This is a genomic window from Amycolatopsis sp. NPDC039088, from assembly GCF_055598845.1.
Genome location: NZ_JBVKAE010000007.1, coordinates 151,677 through 168,019 on the forward strand (window position 1 = coordinate 151,677; position 16,343 = coordinate 168,019).

Sequence of the window (16,343 nt, forward strand, 5' to 3'; positions counted from 1 at the left end):
GGGTGCCTGGCAGTGCGGCTCGGTTGAGGGAAGGGGCCTTCGCGCGAACCCGGGTGAGTGGGTGCGGCTTCGGTCCCGGGAAGTGTCATGAGGGGTCCCCGGACCCGCGGTGAGGGCCGGGGACCGGAGGACGAATCGGGCCGAAAGGGAATTCACGCGACCGAAAAGGGCAGCCGAAGAGGCCGAATGGCCGACGACGAAAGGCGCAATTCACCGCGGGTTCTTTTCGAGGTATTCCGCCCAGACCTTCTTCGGCACGCACATTCGCCACGAGTCGACGATCAGCTCTCGTAACTCTTCGTAATCGATCGCGGACAGCCGGACGCGGACCCACTGATAGCGCATATCGGACGCGATCGGCATCATGAACTTGTCCGGTTCGCCCGCCACGAGCGCTTCCCGCTCCTCTTTCGGATAGCCGAATCCCAGCACGGTTTCGTCGGGTGAGAGCGAAAGGAACACGATTCGCCCCACGCGGAACTTCACCCGGTCCCGGACCAGTGCCTCATACGCGCGGGGCAGCTCCGAAGCGATCTTTCTGACGTCATCCCCGGTTACCATTTTTCCACCATTCTCCGCTGTCCGTTCCCCAGTCACCCACGGCGCCCATGGTGATGGTGACGTAAAGGTATTCGTCGAGGATCTTCGCCAACGACACCGGTCTGCCCACCAGGGCAGAAATACCGTCGCCGTTCGAGTCCGCCTCCGCGATCACGGCGGCGGCCCATTCGCGGCCGAGCCGCAGGTGCCTGCCGAAGGCGGCGCCGTCCCTCGCGCCATGGAGCGTGGTCGCGATGGCGGCGTCCCACGGCATGATCGTGCTGGATCGCAACGCGTACAGGGCTTTCGCGGCGGCGGTCGGGCCTAGCGTGCGCCTCGTCTTTCCCGCTGAGACGACGACGCCGGAGAGGTCCGCGTACGCCTTCGCGGCCGTGTCGATCCCCGCGTCCGTCAAATGCGCGAGTTCGCCGTCCGGCAGGGCGTCGCTCCAGGTTTCCCACCAGGTCCGGATCCCGTCGTCGAAGGGGGCGGGCTCGCCTTCGCGCGGATACCGGATACGGCAACCCCACGAGTTCAACCAGCGAAGAAGAATTGCGCGATGTGCGGCCAGTGACAGGTCGATCGCGGAGAGCCCGTTTTGATCGGACACGGCTTCCATGAGTCGAAGCCAAGACGTGTCGGCATTCGCGAACCCGTTGAACACTTCGGCTGCGCGTCGGAGTTCCGCGAGAGGCGGGAGGGGGCTGGACATGGAGGCACCCTATCCGGTGCCACCAAGCAGGTGAATTTCCGCGTCCAACTATTGGACTTTGTACATTGGGTCACCTATTTGTATCTGCTGCATGGTTCATTGGTCCTTTAGGGTTGTGGCCAGGAAGGCCACAAGGATGTCGGTCACGCAGCGCGATCGCGTTGCCCCATCCAGGGGAGGAGATGGCATGGGCAGACCTGAGCGACCGTTGGATGGTTCCACTGGTCCGATCGCCGCATTCGCTCATGATCTGCGGGTGTTACGGAACCGGGCGGGAAACCCGAGCTACCGGGAACTCGCGAGGACGGCGCTGTTCGCGCCTTCCGTGCTGTCCAGCGCGGCGAGCGGCCATCGGCTGCCCACCCTCGCCGTGACACTGGCGTTCGTATCCGCGTGCGGGGGAGACCGCGCCGCGTGGGAACGGCGTTGGCGGAGCGTCGCCGGGCAAACGGGAGGCGGCGTCGAAGCGCGCGAGGAGCGCGCACCCACACCGCCACCGCCCGAGATTCCGGCGGATGGCCCGCACACACCGGCATCCGGCGTCATCCATCTGGCCCGTCCGGCCCAGCTGCCGATGGGATCGAGGACTTTCGTCGGCAGGGAAAGGAATCTGGCCGAGGCCACCCGGATGATCAGGGCCACCGGCCCGGTCAAGGCGCCACTGGTCGTCAGTGGTCCGATCGGGGTCGGCAAAACAGCCTTCGCCTTGCGGCTGGCCGAAGAGGTCGCCGCCGACTTCCCGGACGGGCAGCTTTACGCCGATCTGAGCAACAGCGGAACCGGCGGCCGCTCGGCCAACGGGATCGTGCGAGGTTTCCTGCGCGCGCTCGGGGTGCCGGCGCATCTCGTGCCCGACGACCCGATGCAGCGCATCGGCCTGTACCGGTCGTTGCTCGCCGAACGCAGGTTGTTCGTGTTGCTCGCGGGCGTCAGTGACGAAGGTCAGGTGCGGCCGCTGCTGGGCCAGGCCACGCACAGCCAGGTCGTGGTGACCAGCCGCGCCCGGCTGCTCGGACTGGAGGACACGAACCGTGTCGAGCTGGATACGTTCACCCGCAACGAATCGCTGGCGTTGATCGGGCGGATCGCCGGCGCGCACCGGGTTCGCGCCGAACACGACGCGACCGACGCGATCGCCGACCTGTGCGGCGATCTGCCACTGGCGGTCAACATCGTCGGCCGTAAGATCGCCGCGCGTCCGGAATGGGCGATCGCGTACACGGCGGGCCGGCTCGCGGATCGCGCACGCCTCATGGACAGCCTCAGTGTGGGGGACGTCAACGTCCGGGACCGGTTCACCTCGGCGTACGAACATCTTTCGCCCGCCGGACGGGAGGCCATCCATCACTTCGGGCAGAGCGGGGCGGGCTGGGCGACGTCGATCGGGGTCGCTGCGGCGATGGGCATCATGATCGAGACCGCGGACGAACTCCTCGAATCCGTGGTGGACGCCGGACTTCTCCAGCGTGCCACCGTCGCCGGCCGCTACGCGGTCTCCCGGTTGGTCAGCGCGTTCGCCGCCGAGCGGCAACGGGAGCCGAACCCGCTCGCCGCCGCGGTCCCGATGGTCGGCCGCCGGGCGCGGAGGAACGCGTTCGAGTCGCTTCGGCACGAGGCCGTGCGCACGCTGCCGGGCAGCTCGTCGGAAGGTTGATTGTTCTCCCCGCGCGGAGCTTCCGGTCAACGGGCGGCGCGGCTTGAATGAGTCGACGAATGAAGGCGAGCGAAATTCGGTGACACAATGCTGATTCTGTCCATGAAAGAGGGTCACGATGGCGGGATCGTGGCGATCGAGGACGGCAAGCTGCTGTTCGCGCTGGAGTCGGAAAAGGACAACTACCCGCGCTACGACCGGATCACCGGCGAGCTGATGGCGCGAGCGGCGGGGATGCTCGACAGGCAACCCGACGTGGTGGCGCTCGGCGGCTGGGTCAAGGGTGAGTTCTCGGTGGAACCCCCGTCCCGCACCGGATACTTCGGTGTCGGCGAGGGTGCGATCTCCGACGAGGCGGGCAAGTTCTTCGGCAAGGACGTGCGCTACTTCTCCTCGACCCACGAGCGCTCGCACATCTACACCTCGCTGGGAATGGCGCCCGCGGCACCCGGCCAGGCGTACTACTCCCTGGTGTGGGAAGGAAACATCGGGGACTTCTACCGTATCGACGAGCGCGGTGAGGCCACTCACCTGCAGCACGTGCTGACCGACCCCGGCGCGAAGTACGCCTATCTCTTCGCGCTGGCGGATCCGGGTTTCCCGCTCGGCAAGGGAAAGTTCCGGTTCAACGACGCGGGCAAGCAGATGGCGCTGACCGGGTTCGCCGAACCCGGCCCGCTCACCCCCGACGAGCAGAAGACCATCGACTTCATCCTCGACCGCGACGGCATCATCCTCGGTCTCTCCAAAGAGGAAATGTCCTGGTCCCATCTGTACAACGCCGGTGTCTGGTCGCAGGAGTATCGCAACGCGGCGGCCAAGCACTCGCAGGCGATCTTCAACCGGTTCCACGACTACGCCGCGAAGAACCTGACCGAAGGCCTGCCGTTGCTGATCTCGGGCGGATGCGGGTTGAACTGCGACTGGAACCGGTTGTGGCGGGAAAGCGGCCTGTTCTCCTCGGTGTTCGTGCCGCCTTGCCCGAACGACAGCGGTTCCGCGCTGGGCACGGCCATCGACGCGCAGTGGTTCTACACCGGGCAGGCGACCATCGAATGGGACGTCTACGCGGGGGAGAACTTCGTCGAGGACGTCGTCCCGGATCCGGCCAAGTACGAGACGCGGCCGCTGGTGGCGAGCGAGGTCGCGAAGTACATCAAGGACGGCAACATCATCGGCTGGGCGCGGGGCCGGTACGAGATGGGCCCGCGGGCGTTGGGCAACCGGTCCATTCTGGCCGCACCGTTCACCGTGGACACCACCGTGCGGCTCAACAAGATCAAGCGCCGAGAGGACTACCGCCCGATCGCGCCGATCGCGCTGGAGTCGGACGCGCCGAAGTGGTTCGTCGGTTCGGTGGAGGATCCGTACATGCTGTACTTCAACCACGTCACCTCCGACGAGTTGAAGGCCATCACACACGTCGACGGTACCGCGCGCACCCAGACGGTGACGCGGGAACGCAACGTCGGCATCACGGATCTGCTCGAGGCGTTCCGCGAGCAGACCGGGTTCAGCGTGCTGTGCAACACCTCGCTGAACAACAACGGGCGCGGTTTCCTCAACCGCACCAGTGATCTCATCGAGTACGGGGAGACGTACGGCCTCGACGGCTACGTCATCAACGACACGTTCGTGACCCCGCGCCAGTCCTGATTTCTTGCCCGACGGGGGCAAGACCCGGATGCCGCCTTCCCAGTGGCGGCGTCCGGGCATCCCGTCGCGCCCACTCGAACTTCGTCCCGGAGGGGGATGGCCATGCGAGTCGTGCTCGCGGGCGGTGGCGTCATCGCGCTGCTGACCGCCGTCGAGTGCGTGTCGGCCGGGCACGAGGTGATCGTCGCCGACCAGGCCGACATCCCGTTCTCCGGCGCCACTTCGTTCGATCGCCACCGCGTGCTGCGCGCGCTGCATCCCGGCGACCTGGCCACCACGGCGGCCGCCGTGAGCGCGCATCACGCGTGGATCGAGCTGGAACAGCTGCTGACCACAGCGTTCTACGAACAGGTCGGTGCGCTCACCGCGCTTCCGGCGGACCAGGCGACAGCCGCGCGGGACCTGCTGACGGCGGCCGGTTCGAAGGCCGAGGTGTTCGGCGCGGACGAACTCGCCGCCCGCTTCCCGCACGCGGGGTTCGTCCCCGGCACGGGTGCGGTCTTCGAGTCCCACGCCGGGGTTCTGCTCGCCGATCGGGTATTGGCGGCGTGCGCCGGTTGGCTGCGCTGGCACGCGCACGCCGAACTCCATCCGCACCGCAAGGTCGTCGGGGTCGACGCCGACCGGGCCGAGGTGCGGCTGGCCGACGGCGAGCTCCTCCGCGGTGACGCGGTCCTGCTCGCGGCGGGGCCGTGGTCGCGCGATCTGCTGGCCCCCGAGCTGTCCAGGGAGCTCGTACTGCACCGGCAGACGATGCTCTACTGCGATGTGCCGCCCGCCGACGCCGCCGCGTGGGCGGCGACCCCCGCGATCACCTCGCTCGGCACCCCCGGTGGCGCGTGGCTGGTTCCGCCGGTCGCCGGGACGCCGTTGAAGCTCAGCGCCGCCAGTGCCTGCCGGATGGTCGACGAGGTCGGCGGCGGTGCCGCGCCGTCGTGGTGGCGAGAACACCTGATCGACACGTTCGGCTCGCTGATCCCCGGTTTCCGCCGGGACTGGCTGATCGACACCCGGGACTGCCACTACCTCGCCCGGCGTTCCACCCTCGGCCCGATGCTCGCCGTCCTCGGCGACCGGGTCCTGTCCTACGCGGCGTGCGGCGGCTCGTCCTTCAAGTTCGCCCCGCTGATCGCCCGGTCCCTCGCCGCGCGCCTGACCGGCGCGGATCCGGCCCCGACCGGACTCGAACCGCTCGACCGGCCGCTCGTGCGCGCGTCCGGTGTCCACCCAACCCGCCCTGCCCTCCGAGGTGTGTCGTGAAACTGCTCGCGCTGGAAGCCAGCCAGAACTCCTACTACTACCTGCCCCGGTACCAGCAGATCGAGGACTTCGGCGGCGTGCTGTACGTCCTCAACGGCATCGGCACGGAAGACCTCTGGCCGGGGGAGCGCTACCGGATCGCCGGCAGCAACCACATCGACGACCTGATCCGGCACGCGAAGGCGTGGCACGCCGAGGAAGCCTTCGACGGGGTGCTCACCTTCTCGGAATCCGGCGTGGTCCTGGTCGCCGCCGTCGCCGAAGCGCTCGGGCTGCCCGGGATCGGCGTCGACGCGGCGCGCACGAGCCGGAACAAGCTGATCATGCGGCAGGCACACGAGAAAGGTGACGCCGCGCATCCGGACTTCCGGTTCGTCGAGGACATCGACGCGGCCCTGCGGGCGGCCGAGGACTTCGGCTACCCGGTGATCCTGAAGCCGACGCTCGGCGCGGCGAGCAACTTCGTCTTCCGTGTCGACGACGACGAGAAGATGCGGGAGCGCTACGAGCAGGCGCGGGCCGGGATCGACAACATGAGCTGGTACAACATGGAGGCCGAAGGGCTGGACCTCGGCCCGCACGGCCTGCTCGTCGAGTCCTTCTTGGACGGTCACGAGCATCTCATCGAAGCACTCGCGTGGGACGACGAGGTCTATCTCGGTTCCATTGTGGACAGAGTCACGTCGGAGGGCGAGACCTTCGACGACGACGTGCACCACGCTCCGACGTCACTCACCGCCGAACAGGTGGCGGAGGTCCATGCCGTCGTGACGGCCGGGGTGCGGGCGCAGGGACTCACCCGCGGCGCGTTGCACGCCGAGGTCCGGTTCCATCAGGGCAAACCGTACCTGCTGGAGATCGCCGTCCGGCCCGGCGGTGGGGGACTGGACCACATGGCACGGCTTTCGGCGGGCTACGACCCGATCAAGGGACTGATGGACGTCTCCCGCGGCGTGCGGCCGGACGTCCACCACTTCGACCCGACCGGCGTGCACACCGCCGCGATGTGCCTGATCTGTCCTGGCGGCGTGATCTCCTCGATCGAGGTCCCGCCGGCGGTGAGCGAGTCGGAATCCCTGTACTACCTCAAGATCTTCGCGAAGCCGGGTGACCTGATCAAGCGACCGCCGCTCGGGAACAACATCTTCGGCGGCATCGGCGCGCTCGGCTCGACCTTCGACGAAGCCATGCGCAACGCGAACGACCTGGCCGGGAAGATCGAGGTCAAGCTGAGCGAAACCCAGAAGCAGCAATAGATCGCGTGGAGGAAAGCGTGTCACGTACAGCCACCAGACGGCACTACCTGATGGTCAGACCGACGTACTTCGACGTCGAGTACTCGATCAACCCCTGGATGGACCCGAAGAAGCCCACCTACACCGAACTGGCCGTCGCTCAATGGGAGTGGCTGCACGACCTGTACGTCGATCTGGGACACCGCGTCGACCTGCTCGACCCGCTGCCAGGGCTGCCCGACATGGTGTTCGCGGCCAACGGCGCCACCGTGGTCGACGGACAGGTGCTCGTCGCGCGGTTCCAGCACACGCAGCGGTGTGGCGAGTCCGAGGCGTACCTGGACTGGTTCCGTGCCAACGGATACCGCTACGTGCGGCAGGCGCAGTGGGTCAACGAGGGGGAGGGCGACTACCTCGTCGCCGGGCAGAAGATCCTCGCCGGGAGCGGGTTCCGCACGAATCCGGAGGCGCACAACGAGTCCCGCGAGTTCTTCGGCCGCCCGGTGATCGGGCTGACGCTGATCGACCCCCGGTACTACCACCTCGACACCGCGCTCGCCGTCCTCGACGACGAGACGGTCATGTACTACCCGGAGGCGTTCTCCGAGGACAGTCTCATGGTGCTGAAGGAGCTGTACCCCGACGCGATCCTGGCCTCCGAACGCGACGCCGCGGTGTTCGGCCTCAACGCCGTGTCCGACGGCAAGCACGTCGTGCTCCCGCAGGCGGCCACCGGGCTCACCGCCCAGCTGCGCGAACACGGTTTCGAGCCGATCGGCGCGGATCTGTCCGAATTGCTCAAGGCGGGCGGCAGCGTCAAATGCTGCACGCTGGAACTGCGTGCGGGATAAGGAGAACAGATGGAGTCCGCGCAGCCGGAGGCCCGCCGGACGGTCACCGTCCGGCGAGTACTGACAGGCGCCGTGCTGGTCGCGGTCCCGCTCGTGGTCGTGATCGTGGTGCTCGGGCTCGGCTCGGCTTACGACCAGGGTCATGCCGCGGCGGCCACGGCCGCACCGGGCGGGACGGATCCGTATCCGCGCCTGCTCGTCGCGCTTCCGGTGATCCTGGCCGCGTGTCATCTGGCCGGGCTGGCCGCGCGACGGCTCGGCCAGCCCGCGGTCATCGGCGAGATCGTCGCCGGTGTCCTGCTGGGACCGTCCCTGCTCGGGTTGCTCTGGCCAGCCGGGTTCGCCTGGCTGTTCCCCGGCAACGTGGTCGCGATCATGAACATCCTCGCCCAGCTGGGACTGATCTTCTTCATGTTCCTGGTCGGCTCGGAGATCGACCTCGACGCGGTGCGCCGGCGGGGGTTCACCGCGGTGACGGTGAGCCAGGTGAGCATCGCGCTGCCGATGGTCTCGGGCATCGTGCTGGCCTTGGGGCTGTATCCGGTGTTCGGCGGTGACGTCGGATTCCTGAGCTTCGGGTTGTTCATCGCGGTGTCGATGAGCGTGACCGCGTTTCCCGTGCTGGCAAGGATCTTGACCGACCGCGGGCTCGCGAAGACCACACTGGGCGCGCTCGCGCTGACCTGCGCGGCGGTCGACGACGTCGCGGCGTGGTGTCTGTTGGCCGTCGTGATCGCGATCAGCCAGGGTGGATCGGGTACCGAGGTCTTCCTCACCATCGCGCTGACCCTGGTCTTCGTCCTGGTGATGGTCTACGTGGTCCGCCCGGTGCTCGCGAAAGGGCTGCCGCGGGTCCCCGAAACGGCCGTGCTGGCGATCCTGCTCGCGGGGATCATGCTGTCGGCGCTGGCGACGGAGGAGATCGGCATCCACCCGATCTTCGGCGCGTTCCTGTTCGGCGTGGTCGCGCCACGCAAGGATCCGGTGGTGAGCCGCGCGGCAGGCAAATTGGGCAGTGTCACGGTGACCCTGTTGTTGCCGCTCTTCTTCGCCTACACCGGTCTGCGCACACAGTTCGGCTTGCTGGGCGAGGCGAGCCTGTGGGCGTGGTGCGCGCTGATCACGGCGGTGGCGGTGTTCGGGAAATGGGTCGGCAGCACCACCGCCGCGCGGCTGACCGGCGTCGGCTGGCGCGATTCGCTGTCGCTCGGGGCGCTGATGAACTGCCGGGGGCTGACCGAGCTGGTGGTGCTCAACGTCGGTCTCCAGTTGAAGGTGATCAGCCCGACGGTGTTCGCGATGCTCGTGATCATGACGCTGGTCTCGACGGTCGCCACCGCCCCCGCGCTCGCCCTGATCGCCAGGTTCGGGAAGAAGTCCGAAAAGGACGAAGAGAAGTCCGCCGGTCCAGCGGCGGCGGAAGTAGATAGGACGCCATGACCAGCAAGCAGGAAACCCTAGTCAGCACCTTCGCGGAGATCGTGCTCGCCGACGAGGTCCGCGAGACCATCGGAAGCGAATTGCGGACCTTCGCGAATCCCGTCGAGGACATCGACCGTTCGCTGGCGATGCTGCGGGTGGCCTTCTCGCGGCTGCCCATCGACCAGTTGCAGACGATCCTGGATTTCGGCAGGCACGTCGACACCCCCGGCGTCGCGGTCGTGCGCAACCTGCCGGTGGATCCGGACCTGCCGGAGACGCCGGTCGACGGGGAACCCAGCAAGGACAAGAAGACGTTCGTCGCCGAGACCGTCCTTTTGGGACTGAGCCAGCTGCTCGGCGAGCCGGTCGGGTTCACCACCGAGAAGAGCGGGCGCCTCGTGCACGACGTCGTCCCGGTCTCGGCGGGGGCGCGTAGCCAGACGAACCAGAGCTCGCACGTGTTCCTGAATTTCCACAACGACATCGTGCACGACGACCTCGGCCGGTACGACGTGTCCAATCCGGACTTCCTGGTGCTGAACTGCGTGCGGCAGGACGGGAACAAGGAGGCCGTCACCTATTACGCCGACGGCCGGGACATCTCCGCCGCGCTCGACCCGCAGGTGCTCGAAACCCTGCGTCGTCCCCTGTTCCGGCTCAACGCACCCGGCAGTTACGTGCGCGACGTGGCCAAGGGAGCCGACGTGCTGTCCGACCTCGTGCCGATCATCTCCGGGCCGTCGGATTCGCCGGAGGTGTCGGTCTCGGCCAACGGCGTGGTGGGGGAGACCGTCGCGGCGGAGCAGGCGCTGGAGGAACTGCAGCGGGTCTGCCGCGAGGTCGCACATCAGGTCAAGCTGGAGCCCGGGACGGCGCTGCTGATCAACAACCGGAAGGGGCTGCACGCGCGGTCGCAGTTCTTCGCGCGGCACAACGGGCGGGACCGGTGGCTGCAGCGCACCTACATCCGGCGCAGCCTGTGGACGATCAGGTACCGCGGCACGGCCGAGGACCGGCGGGTGCACTGACGCCGGATGGCTGCCCCGCTCGTGAGTGGTAGTAGTGAAGGCCTCCTTGCCTACTCTGAGGGTAGTGAAGGAGGCTTTCACTACCGTCGGATGTGTTTCTTGGTGACGGTGGAGCCGAGCAGCAGTGATGCGACTTTGCCGGGACCCTGGCGTCCAGCGCAAGGAAGGAGGCCTTCATGTACTTCATTAAGGCGTGACTTGCGTGCCTGGATGCCGCACTCGCGGGTGCGGAGTCTGAACACGCCAGTGCGGTGCCGCGTCACCCAGCCCACCGTCTCGCCCGAGACACGACATTACCGCTCACGAGACGCGCCCATGTTCAGAACCGCGCCGGCACGGGTAACCACTCGGGGAAGATCCACAACCCGACCGGAGGGAGCCCCGATGGCCGACAAGTTACGACCGCCGCAGCAGCAGGACCCGCCGGGCGTGACGTCGAAGATGGACCCGCCGCCCCGTGACTCTATGGAGGATTACGAGGGCCGTGGCCTGCTGAGCGGCAAGCGTGCGCTCATCACCGGCGGTGACTCGGGGATCGGCCGGGCGGTCGCGATCGCCTTCGCGAAGGAGGGCGCAGACGTCGCGATCGCCTACCTCAATGAGCACGAGGACGCGAAGTACACCGAGGACCGCGTACGGGCCGAGGGCCGCGAATGCCTCCTTCTGCCGGGTGATCTGGCCGAGGCGGCGCAGTGCCGCGAGATCGTCGACCGGACCGTGAACGAACTCGGCGGGCTCGACATCCTGGTCAACAACATCGCCACCCAATGGCCGGTCGACTCCCCGGAAGAACTCACCGACGAACAGTGGACCCACACGTTCGACGTGAACATCCACAGCTACTTCCGGGTGACGAACGCCGCGCTGCCGCATCTGGCCAAGGGCTCGGTGATCATCAACACCGGTTCGGTGAACGGCCTGCGGGGCAACAAGTCCCTCATCGACTACTCCGCGACCAAGGGCGCCGTGCACGCCTGGACCTACGCGATGGCGCAGGCACTGGCCGACCGCGGCGTCCGGATCAACTGTGTCGCGCCGGGTCCGGTCTGGACCCCGCTGATCCCGTCGACGTTCCCGCCCGAGAAGGTGGAGAAGTTCGGCCTCCAGGTTCCGTTCGAGCGGGCCGCCCATCCCGACGACCTCGCGCCCTCGTACGTCTTCCTGGCCTCCAACCGGCTCTCGTCGTACTACAGCGGCGAGGTCATCGCGGCACTCGGAGGCGAGACGACGCCCGGCTGAGCCGTTCCACCGCCTCGACGACGTCTCCGGGCGGCACGCCGTCCAGACAGGGATGGCCGGGTACCGGGCAGATCCGGGCCCGGCTGTCCCGGCACGCGGCGTGCTGATCGCCCAGCAGCGCGGTCGGCACGCCGTACGGTGCCCAGCGCGACGCGGGGACGACCGGGGCGAACAGGGAGACCACCGGCGTCGCGACGGCTGCCGCGAGGTGGGCGGTTCCGGTGTTGGGCGCGACGACCACGTCCGCGCCGGCGAGCACGGCCGCCAGCTCGGGAAGCGACGTGCGCCCGCCCAGGTCGAGGGCGTCCCCGGCGACTTCCCGGGTCAGGCCGCGTTCCGACGGCGAACCGGTGACGACGACGCGCCGCCCGGCGTCCTGGAGTGCCCGGACGATCGCGGCGGAACGTCCGGCGGAGGGCTGGCGGGCCGGAACCGACGCCGCGGGATGGACGACGACGTAACCCCCGTACTCGAGCAAGTGGTCCACCGGTGGCAACGGTTCGCGGATCGCGAGGCCGCCGTTGTCTTCTGCCGGCAAGGAGAACCCAGCCCGCTGGGCGAGTGAGAGCATCCGGACCGGTTCCGGCGGATCACCGGGCACGTGATGCCGCAGGTCCAGCAGGGAACCCGGATAGTCCTCGGAGATCGCCCCGATCCAAGGCACGCCCGCCATCCGCAGCATCAGTGCCAGCGGTAGCGGGGATTGATGAAAAGACGTGAGAACCAGCGCCGCCTCGAGGGACAGATCGCGTAGCCGCTGGACGAGCCCATCGACGTCCTCACTGGTCACCGGCGGGGGCTCGGGGTCGATCCAGGGCGCGCACCAGGTGATGACCTCGTCGACACCGGGCAACAGTTCACCCGCCGCACGCCCCCGGGGACCGGTCAGCAGGACGACCCGCTCGGCCCCGGCGGCCACCGCGCGAACGCACGGACCGGCGAGCAGTACGTCGCCGAGGTTGTCCATCCTGGCGACCAGCACCGTCCCCCTCATCGGCTACCCGCGACGGCGAGATGGACGGCTTCCGCGAGATCGCGGGCGACGGTCGCGCGGCGGCGGGCCCGGACGACCTCCTCGGGCCGCGTACGCGCGGTCGGGATCAGGATCCCCCGGGCTCCGGCGGCGAGCGCCGCGTCGACGTCGGCGCCGGTGTCGCCGATGACCACACACCGGCGGACGTCCACGCCGAGCGCTTCGGCGGCCTGGCGCACCATTCCGGGCGCGGGTTTCCGGCAGGTACAGCCGTCGCCGTCGTCGTGCACGCAGACCTGCCAGGTGTCGAACGGCCCGAGAGCCTCCTCGACGCGGGCGTTCACCGCGGCCAGCCGTTCCGGCGTGATCAGGCCTTTCGCCACGCCGGACTGGTTGCTGACCACGCCGACGCGGATACCCGCGCTCCGCACGCTGTGCACGAGTTCCTTGGCGCCGGGCACGGGGCGGACGCCGTCGGGATCGTCGAGGTAGGGCACGTCGAAGATGAGGGTGTCGTCCCGGTCGAACAGCACCGCTTGCGGCCGCCGGGACAGCCGATGGCGCAGTTCGCCGCGAAGCCGGTGGTAGCAGGCCGCGGGCGGGATGAGCACGCTGGTCACGAGCATGCGCGAGACCTCGCCGGGCGTGAGCGGCCCCGGTGCGATCCGGCGGGCGGCGAACTCGGCGGTCAGCCCCGCCCACACCCCGGCCGCCGCGGCAGCGGCCTTGCGCCGTCCCGCCGCGAACAGCGCGGCGGCGCCCACCGCGCTCGCCGTGGCCAGGGCGTGCCGTTCGAGCCGTCCGTGGCCCGCGGCGGTCTGCTGTCGCCAGAGGACACCGTGCTTGCGCCGCATGAGCGCGTCGTCGGCGTTGCCCCGCTGGGCGCGCAGGCTGGCCAGCGGGCCCGACCGCTTGGGCGGATGGGTCGTGACCCGCTCGCCCTTCGCGATGAGGTAGCCCGCCTTGGCGACGTTCAACCCGAGGTCCGAGTCTTCGCGGTAGGCGCGCGGGAAGCGTTCGTCGAAGCCGCCGACCTCGGCCAGCACCGTCCGGCGGTAGGCCATGTCCGCGGTGATCCACCTCGCCGTCTCCAGACCGGCGGTCCCGCGTTCGTCATCGGTCGGACGGCGGTCCGGGGGCAGCGGCACGACGAGCCGGGCCTGTGACGCCGCGGTGTCCGGCCCGAGCGGGAGCAGGTCCTCGGCGAGTTTCCTCGGCCAGTCCGAGCCGACCAGCACGTCGTCGTCGAGGAAGGCGATCCACTCCGTCGTCGCGCGCCGCCATCCGGCGTTGCGCGCGGCGGCGGGACCGCGCCCCCCGGTGCGGATCACCTCGACCTCCGGCGTGCACGGCGGCGGCTTCAGGTCGGCACCGCCGGGCCGGTCGTCGGCCACGATGATCCGCGCCGGTCGCGGTTCCCCGGCGGCTTCGATACCGGCCAGGAGCGTATGGAGATTCTCCCGGCCGGTGGTCGGGATGACGATGGTGTAATCCAGATGGGTCACCCTCTTCCGATACCCGGGCACGCCGGGCGCAAACGCGGGGGAACTCCGACGGCTACGCGGGAATCGAGTCTGTTTTCCGGAGCCATGAACGGTGTTCGCCCACTTGCGCGAGGAACGACGCGAAGAAGCCGTCCGGAATGGTCTGCTCGGCCGAGGTGGTGGTCACCACGCCTTGGTCGATGAGGGTTTCGGCGTCGTCGGCCAGTTTCGCCGTCACTCCGGCCCGGCGAAGCAGGTCCAGGCCCGAACCGAAACCCGCCACCGGCTTACCGTGCTTGTAGGCCTCGGCGACGAAGTGCACCGCGTAGCCGTCGCGTTCCAAGATGTTGATCGCACCCGGCCCGCACGGGACGACGACGGCGTCGTAGAGCACCGAGGCCATGGTGTTCAGCTGCCGGTCGGGTCGCAGAGGGTCCCCTTCGCCGCCCGGTCGGAGCTCGGCTTCGGTGGGCGCCAGCACCTCGACGATCGCGCCCTGCTCGGTCAAGGCTTCGACGAGACGTCCGACGCCGACCGTGTCGACACCGTCGGCGGCGAGCACGGCTACCTTGCGGCCGGTGGGATCACCGGTCGGCTGGTTCAGCTGCGAAAGCGCGGGGGAAGTGCGGTCATGGTGCGGGGTGACGGGAGCGGCGGGCGCGCTGACGCCGACGCCCTCGGCCACCCTGGCGGCCAGGTCGTGATCGACGTTGTTGAGTTCGGTGATCGTCCTCGCCCGGACCTCGCGGTCCTCCACCTTGCCGAGTTCGAACCGGAACGCCGCGACGATGTGCTCGCGCTCGACAGCGCTCATGCTGTTCCAGAACAGCGTCGCCTGACTGTAGAAGTCCTTGAAGCTTTCGCTGCGTTCCCGGATCTTGTGGCCGGCCACGGCTTCGGTGTAGTGCTTGAACACCCCCGAGCCGGCGATCGCCGGGCATCCGCCGCCGAGCGAGTTCGGGAAGTAGCTCGTCCGTCCCTTGTGGACGTTCTGCTGCCCGTGTCCGTCACGCTGGTTCGTGTGCACCTGCGCGATCGGCCGGTTCACCGGCAGCTGGGCGAAGTTGGGGCCGCCGAGCCGGATCAGCTGCGTGTCGAGGTAGGAGAAGTTCCGTGCCTGCAACAGCGGGTCGTTGGTGAAGTCGATCCCTGGCACGACGTTCGCGGTGTGGAAGGCGATCTGCTCGGTCTCGGCGAAGAAGTCGTCGGGGTTGCGGTCCAGCACCATCCGCCCGACCGGCTGCACGGGCACCTGCTCCTCGGGGATGAGCTTCGTGGGGTCCAGCAGGTCGAAGTCGAAGTCGTGTTCGGCGTCCTCGTCGACGAGCTGCACACCCAGTTCCCATTCCGGGTACTGCCCGGCCTCGATGGCGTCCCACAGATCGCGCCGGTTGAAGTCGGGATCCTTCCCGGCGATCTTCTGGCATTCGTCCCAGATCAGGGAATGCGTGCCGAGGACCGGCTTCCAGTGGAATTTCACGAAGGTGCCGACGCCATCGGCGTTGACCAGGCGGAAGGTGTGCACACCGAAGCCCTGCATCATGCGATAACTGCGCGGTAGCGCGCGATCGGACATCAGCCAGAGCACCATGTGCAGGCTCTCCGGCTGCAGGGACACGAAATCCCAGAACGTGTCGTGCGCCGACTGTGCCTGCGGGATCTCGTTGTGCGGCTCGGGTTTGACCGCGTGCACGAAATCGGGGAACTTGATGCCGTCCTGGATGAAGAACACCGGCATGTTGTTGCCGACCAGATCGTAGTTGCCTTGCCGGGTGTAGAACTTCGTCGCGAACCCGCGGACGTCGCGAACGGTGTCGGCCGAGCCGCGTGAACCGGCGACGGTGGAGAAGCGCACGAACACGGGGATCTTCTCACCGCTGGTGAGGAACTCCGCGACCGTGTAATCCGCCAGGGAGTCGTCGTAGGCCTCGAAGTATCCGTAGGCGCCCGCGCCGCGTGCGTGGACGACCCGTTCGGGGATCCGCTCGTGATCGAAATGGGTGATCTTCTCCCGGGCGTGGAAATCCTCCAGCAGGGTCGGACCGCGGCTCCCCGCGGTCAGCGAGTCGTTCGTGTGGTCGACCCGGACACCCTGCTGGGTGGTCAGCACGGAGTCGCGCGGGTCCACCCGGCTTCTCTGCAGCTGTTCGTCCTTCGCGTCCTCTCGATGCTGCGCCACGGGCCCGCCCTTCTCGGTGATGGTCTTTCCGCACGGCTACCCGCGCGCGGAACCGGTAAACGGCAGGGAAGAGGTGTCAGAACGCTCGTTCGGGGTAACCGGTCGCAAAG

At 68.3% G+C, this 16,343-nt stretch carries 13 protein-coding genes; 8 read left to right on the forward strand and 5 right to left on the reverse strand.

Going from position 1 to position 16,343, the window contains the following annotated elements:
- Positions 1–210 precede the first annotated feature (210 nt).
- Positions 211–561: an MmcQ/YjbR family DNA-binding protein gene (locus tag ACZ7KI_RS11550; protein WP_044850723.1), complete on the reverse strand. Its 351-nt coding sequence runs from the start codon at positions 559–561 to the stop codon at positions 211–213.
- Positions 545–1,159 carry a hypothetical protein gene (locus ACZ7KI_RS11555; protein ID WP_470273060.1) on the reverse strand — a complete coding sequence of 205 codons (615 nt, stop codon included), beginning with the start codon at positions 1,157–1,159 and terminating at the stop codon, positions 545–547. The genes ACZ7KI_RS11550 and ACZ7KI_RS11555 overlap by 17 nt, the downstream gene beginning before the upstream one ends.
- A 349-nt stretch (positions 1,160–1,508) precedes the next feature.
- On the opposite strand from ACZ7KI_RS11555, the gene ACZ7KI_RS11560 reads away from it, so the two are divergent.
- The 8 genes from ACZ7KI_RS11560 to ACZ7KI_RS11595 all read left to right on the forward strand — a co-directional run bounded on the left by ACZ7KI_RS11560 (position 1,509) and on the right by ACZ7KI_RS11595 (position 11,597).
- Positions 1,509–2,906 (forward strand): NB-ARC domain-containing protein, encoded by a 1,398-nt coding sequence (locus ACZ7KI_RS11560; protein WP_470273061.1) that lies wholly within the window; start codon positions 1,509–1,511, stop codon positions 2,904–2,906.
- An 87-nt stretch (positions 2,907–2,993) separates the two neighbouring features.
- Positions 2,994–4,562 carry a carbamoyltransferase C-terminal domain-containing protein gene (locus ACZ7KI_RS11565; protein WP_470273062.1) on the forward strand — a complete coding sequence of 523 codons (1,569 nt, stop codon included), beginning with the start codon at positions 2,994–2,996 and terminating at the stop codon, positions 4,560–4,562.
- A gap of 102 nt (positions 4,563–4,664) precedes the next feature.
- Complete coding sequence (locus tag ACZ7KI_RS11570; protein WP_470273063.1) at positions 4,665–5,822, forward strand: NAD(P)/FAD-dependent oxidoreductase; 1,158 nt, start codon at positions 4,665–4,667, stop codon at positions 5,820–5,822.
- Entirely contained in the window at positions 5,819–7,078 is a 1,260-nt protein-coding gene (locus tag ACZ7KI_RS11575) for an ATP-grasp domain-containing protein (protein ID WP_470273064.1), read from the forward strand. The genes ACZ7KI_RS11570 and ACZ7KI_RS11575 overlap by 4 nt, the downstream gene beginning before the upstream one ends.
- A 5-nt stretch (positions 7,079–7,083) precedes the next feature.
- Positions 7,084–7,908, forward strand: coding sequence for a dimethylargininase (gene ddaH / locus ACZ7KI_RS11580; RefSeq protein ID WP_470273065.1), 825 nt, complete (start codon positions 7,084–7,086; stop codon positions 7,906–7,908).
- A gap of 9 nt (positions 7,909–7,917) precedes the next feature.
- Positions 7,918–9,348: a cation:proton antiporter domain-containing protein gene (locus ACZ7KI_RS11585; RefSeq protein ID WP_470273066.1), complete on the forward strand. Its 1,431-nt coding sequence runs from the start codon at positions 7,918–7,920 to the stop codon at positions 9,346–9,348.
- Positions 9,345–10,358, forward strand: a complete 1,014-nt coding sequence (locus ACZ7KI_RS11590; RefSeq protein WP_470273067.1) for a TauD/TfdA family dioxygenase — start codon at positions 9,345–9,347, stop codon at positions 10,356–10,358. Before ACZ7KI_RS11585 ends, ACZ7KI_RS11590 begins: the two co-directional genes overlap by 4 nt.
- A 384-nt stretch (positions 10,359–10,742) precedes the next feature.
- Positions 10,743–11,597, forward strand: a complete 855-nt coding sequence (locus ACZ7KI_RS11595) for an SDR family oxidoreductase (RefSeq protein ID WP_470273068.1) — start codon at positions 10,743–10,745, stop codon at positions 11,595–11,597.
- On the opposite strand, the gene ACZ7KI_RS11600 is transcribed toward ACZ7KI_RS11595, so the two are convergent.
- Genes ACZ7KI_RS11600 through ACZ7KI_RS11610 form a run of 3 tightly spaced genes read right to left on the reverse strand, consistent with a single transcriptional unit; the run spans position 11,560 to position 16,233 of the window.
- Positions 11,560–12,591, reverse strand: coding sequence for a glycosyltransferase family 9 protein (locus tag ACZ7KI_RS11600; protein ID WP_470273069.1), 1,032 nt, complete (start codon positions 12,589–12,591; stop codon positions 11,560–11,562). The two genes, ACZ7KI_RS11595 and ACZ7KI_RS11600, sit on opposite strands and share 38 nt — an antisense overlap.
- Entirely contained in the window at positions 12,588–14,075 is a 1,488-nt protein-coding gene (locus tag ACZ7KI_RS11605; protein WP_470273070.1) for an HAD-IIIA family hydrolase, read from the reverse strand. The genes ACZ7KI_RS11600 and ACZ7KI_RS11605 overlap by 4 nt, the downstream gene beginning before the upstream one ends.
- Positions 14,076–14,127: 52 nt before the next feature.
- Complete coding sequence (locus tag ACZ7KI_RS11610) at positions 14,128–16,233, reverse strand: catalase (protein WP_470273071.1); 2,106 nt, start codon at positions 16,231–16,233, stop codon at positions 14,128–14,130.
- Between the last annotated feature and the right edge of the window lie 110 nt (positions 16,234–16,343).

Bases quoted from the DNA above. Each gene is read 5' to 3' on its own strand.
- ACZ7KI_RS11550 (WP_044850723.1), bottom strand. From the start codon at position 561: ATGGTAACCGGGGATGACGTCAGAAAGATCGCTTCGGAGCTGCCCCGC.
- ACZ7KI_RS11555 (WP_470273060.1), bottom strand. From the start codon at position 1,159: ATGGAAGCCGTGTCCGATCAAAACGGGCTCTCCGCGATCGACCTGTCA.
- ACZ7KI_RS11565 (WP_470273062.1), top strand. From the start codon at position 2,994: ATGCTGATTCTGTCCATGAAAGAGGGTCACGATGGCGGGATCGTGGCG.
- ACZ7KI_RS11570 (WP_470273063.1), top strand. From the start codon at position 4,665: ATGCGAGTCGTGCTCGCGGGCGGTGGCGTCATCGCGCTGCTGACCGCC.
- ACZ7KI_RS11585 (WP_470273066.1), top strand. From the start codon at position 7,918: ATGGAGTCCGCGCAGCCGGAGGCCCGCCGGACGGTCACCGTCCGGCGA.
- ACZ7KI_RS11590 (WP_470273067.1), top strand. From the start codon at position 9,345: ATGACCAGCAAGCAGGAAACCCTAGTCAGCACCTTCGCGGAGATCGTG.
- ACZ7KI_RS11595 (WP_470273068.1), top strand. From the start codon at position 10,743: ATGGCCGACAAGTTACGACCGCCGCAGCAGCAGGACCCGCCGGGCGTG.
- ACZ7KI_RS11600 (WP_470273069.1), bottom strand. From the start codon at position 12,591: ATGAGGGGGACGGTGCTGGTCGCCAGGATGGACAACCTCGGCGACGTA.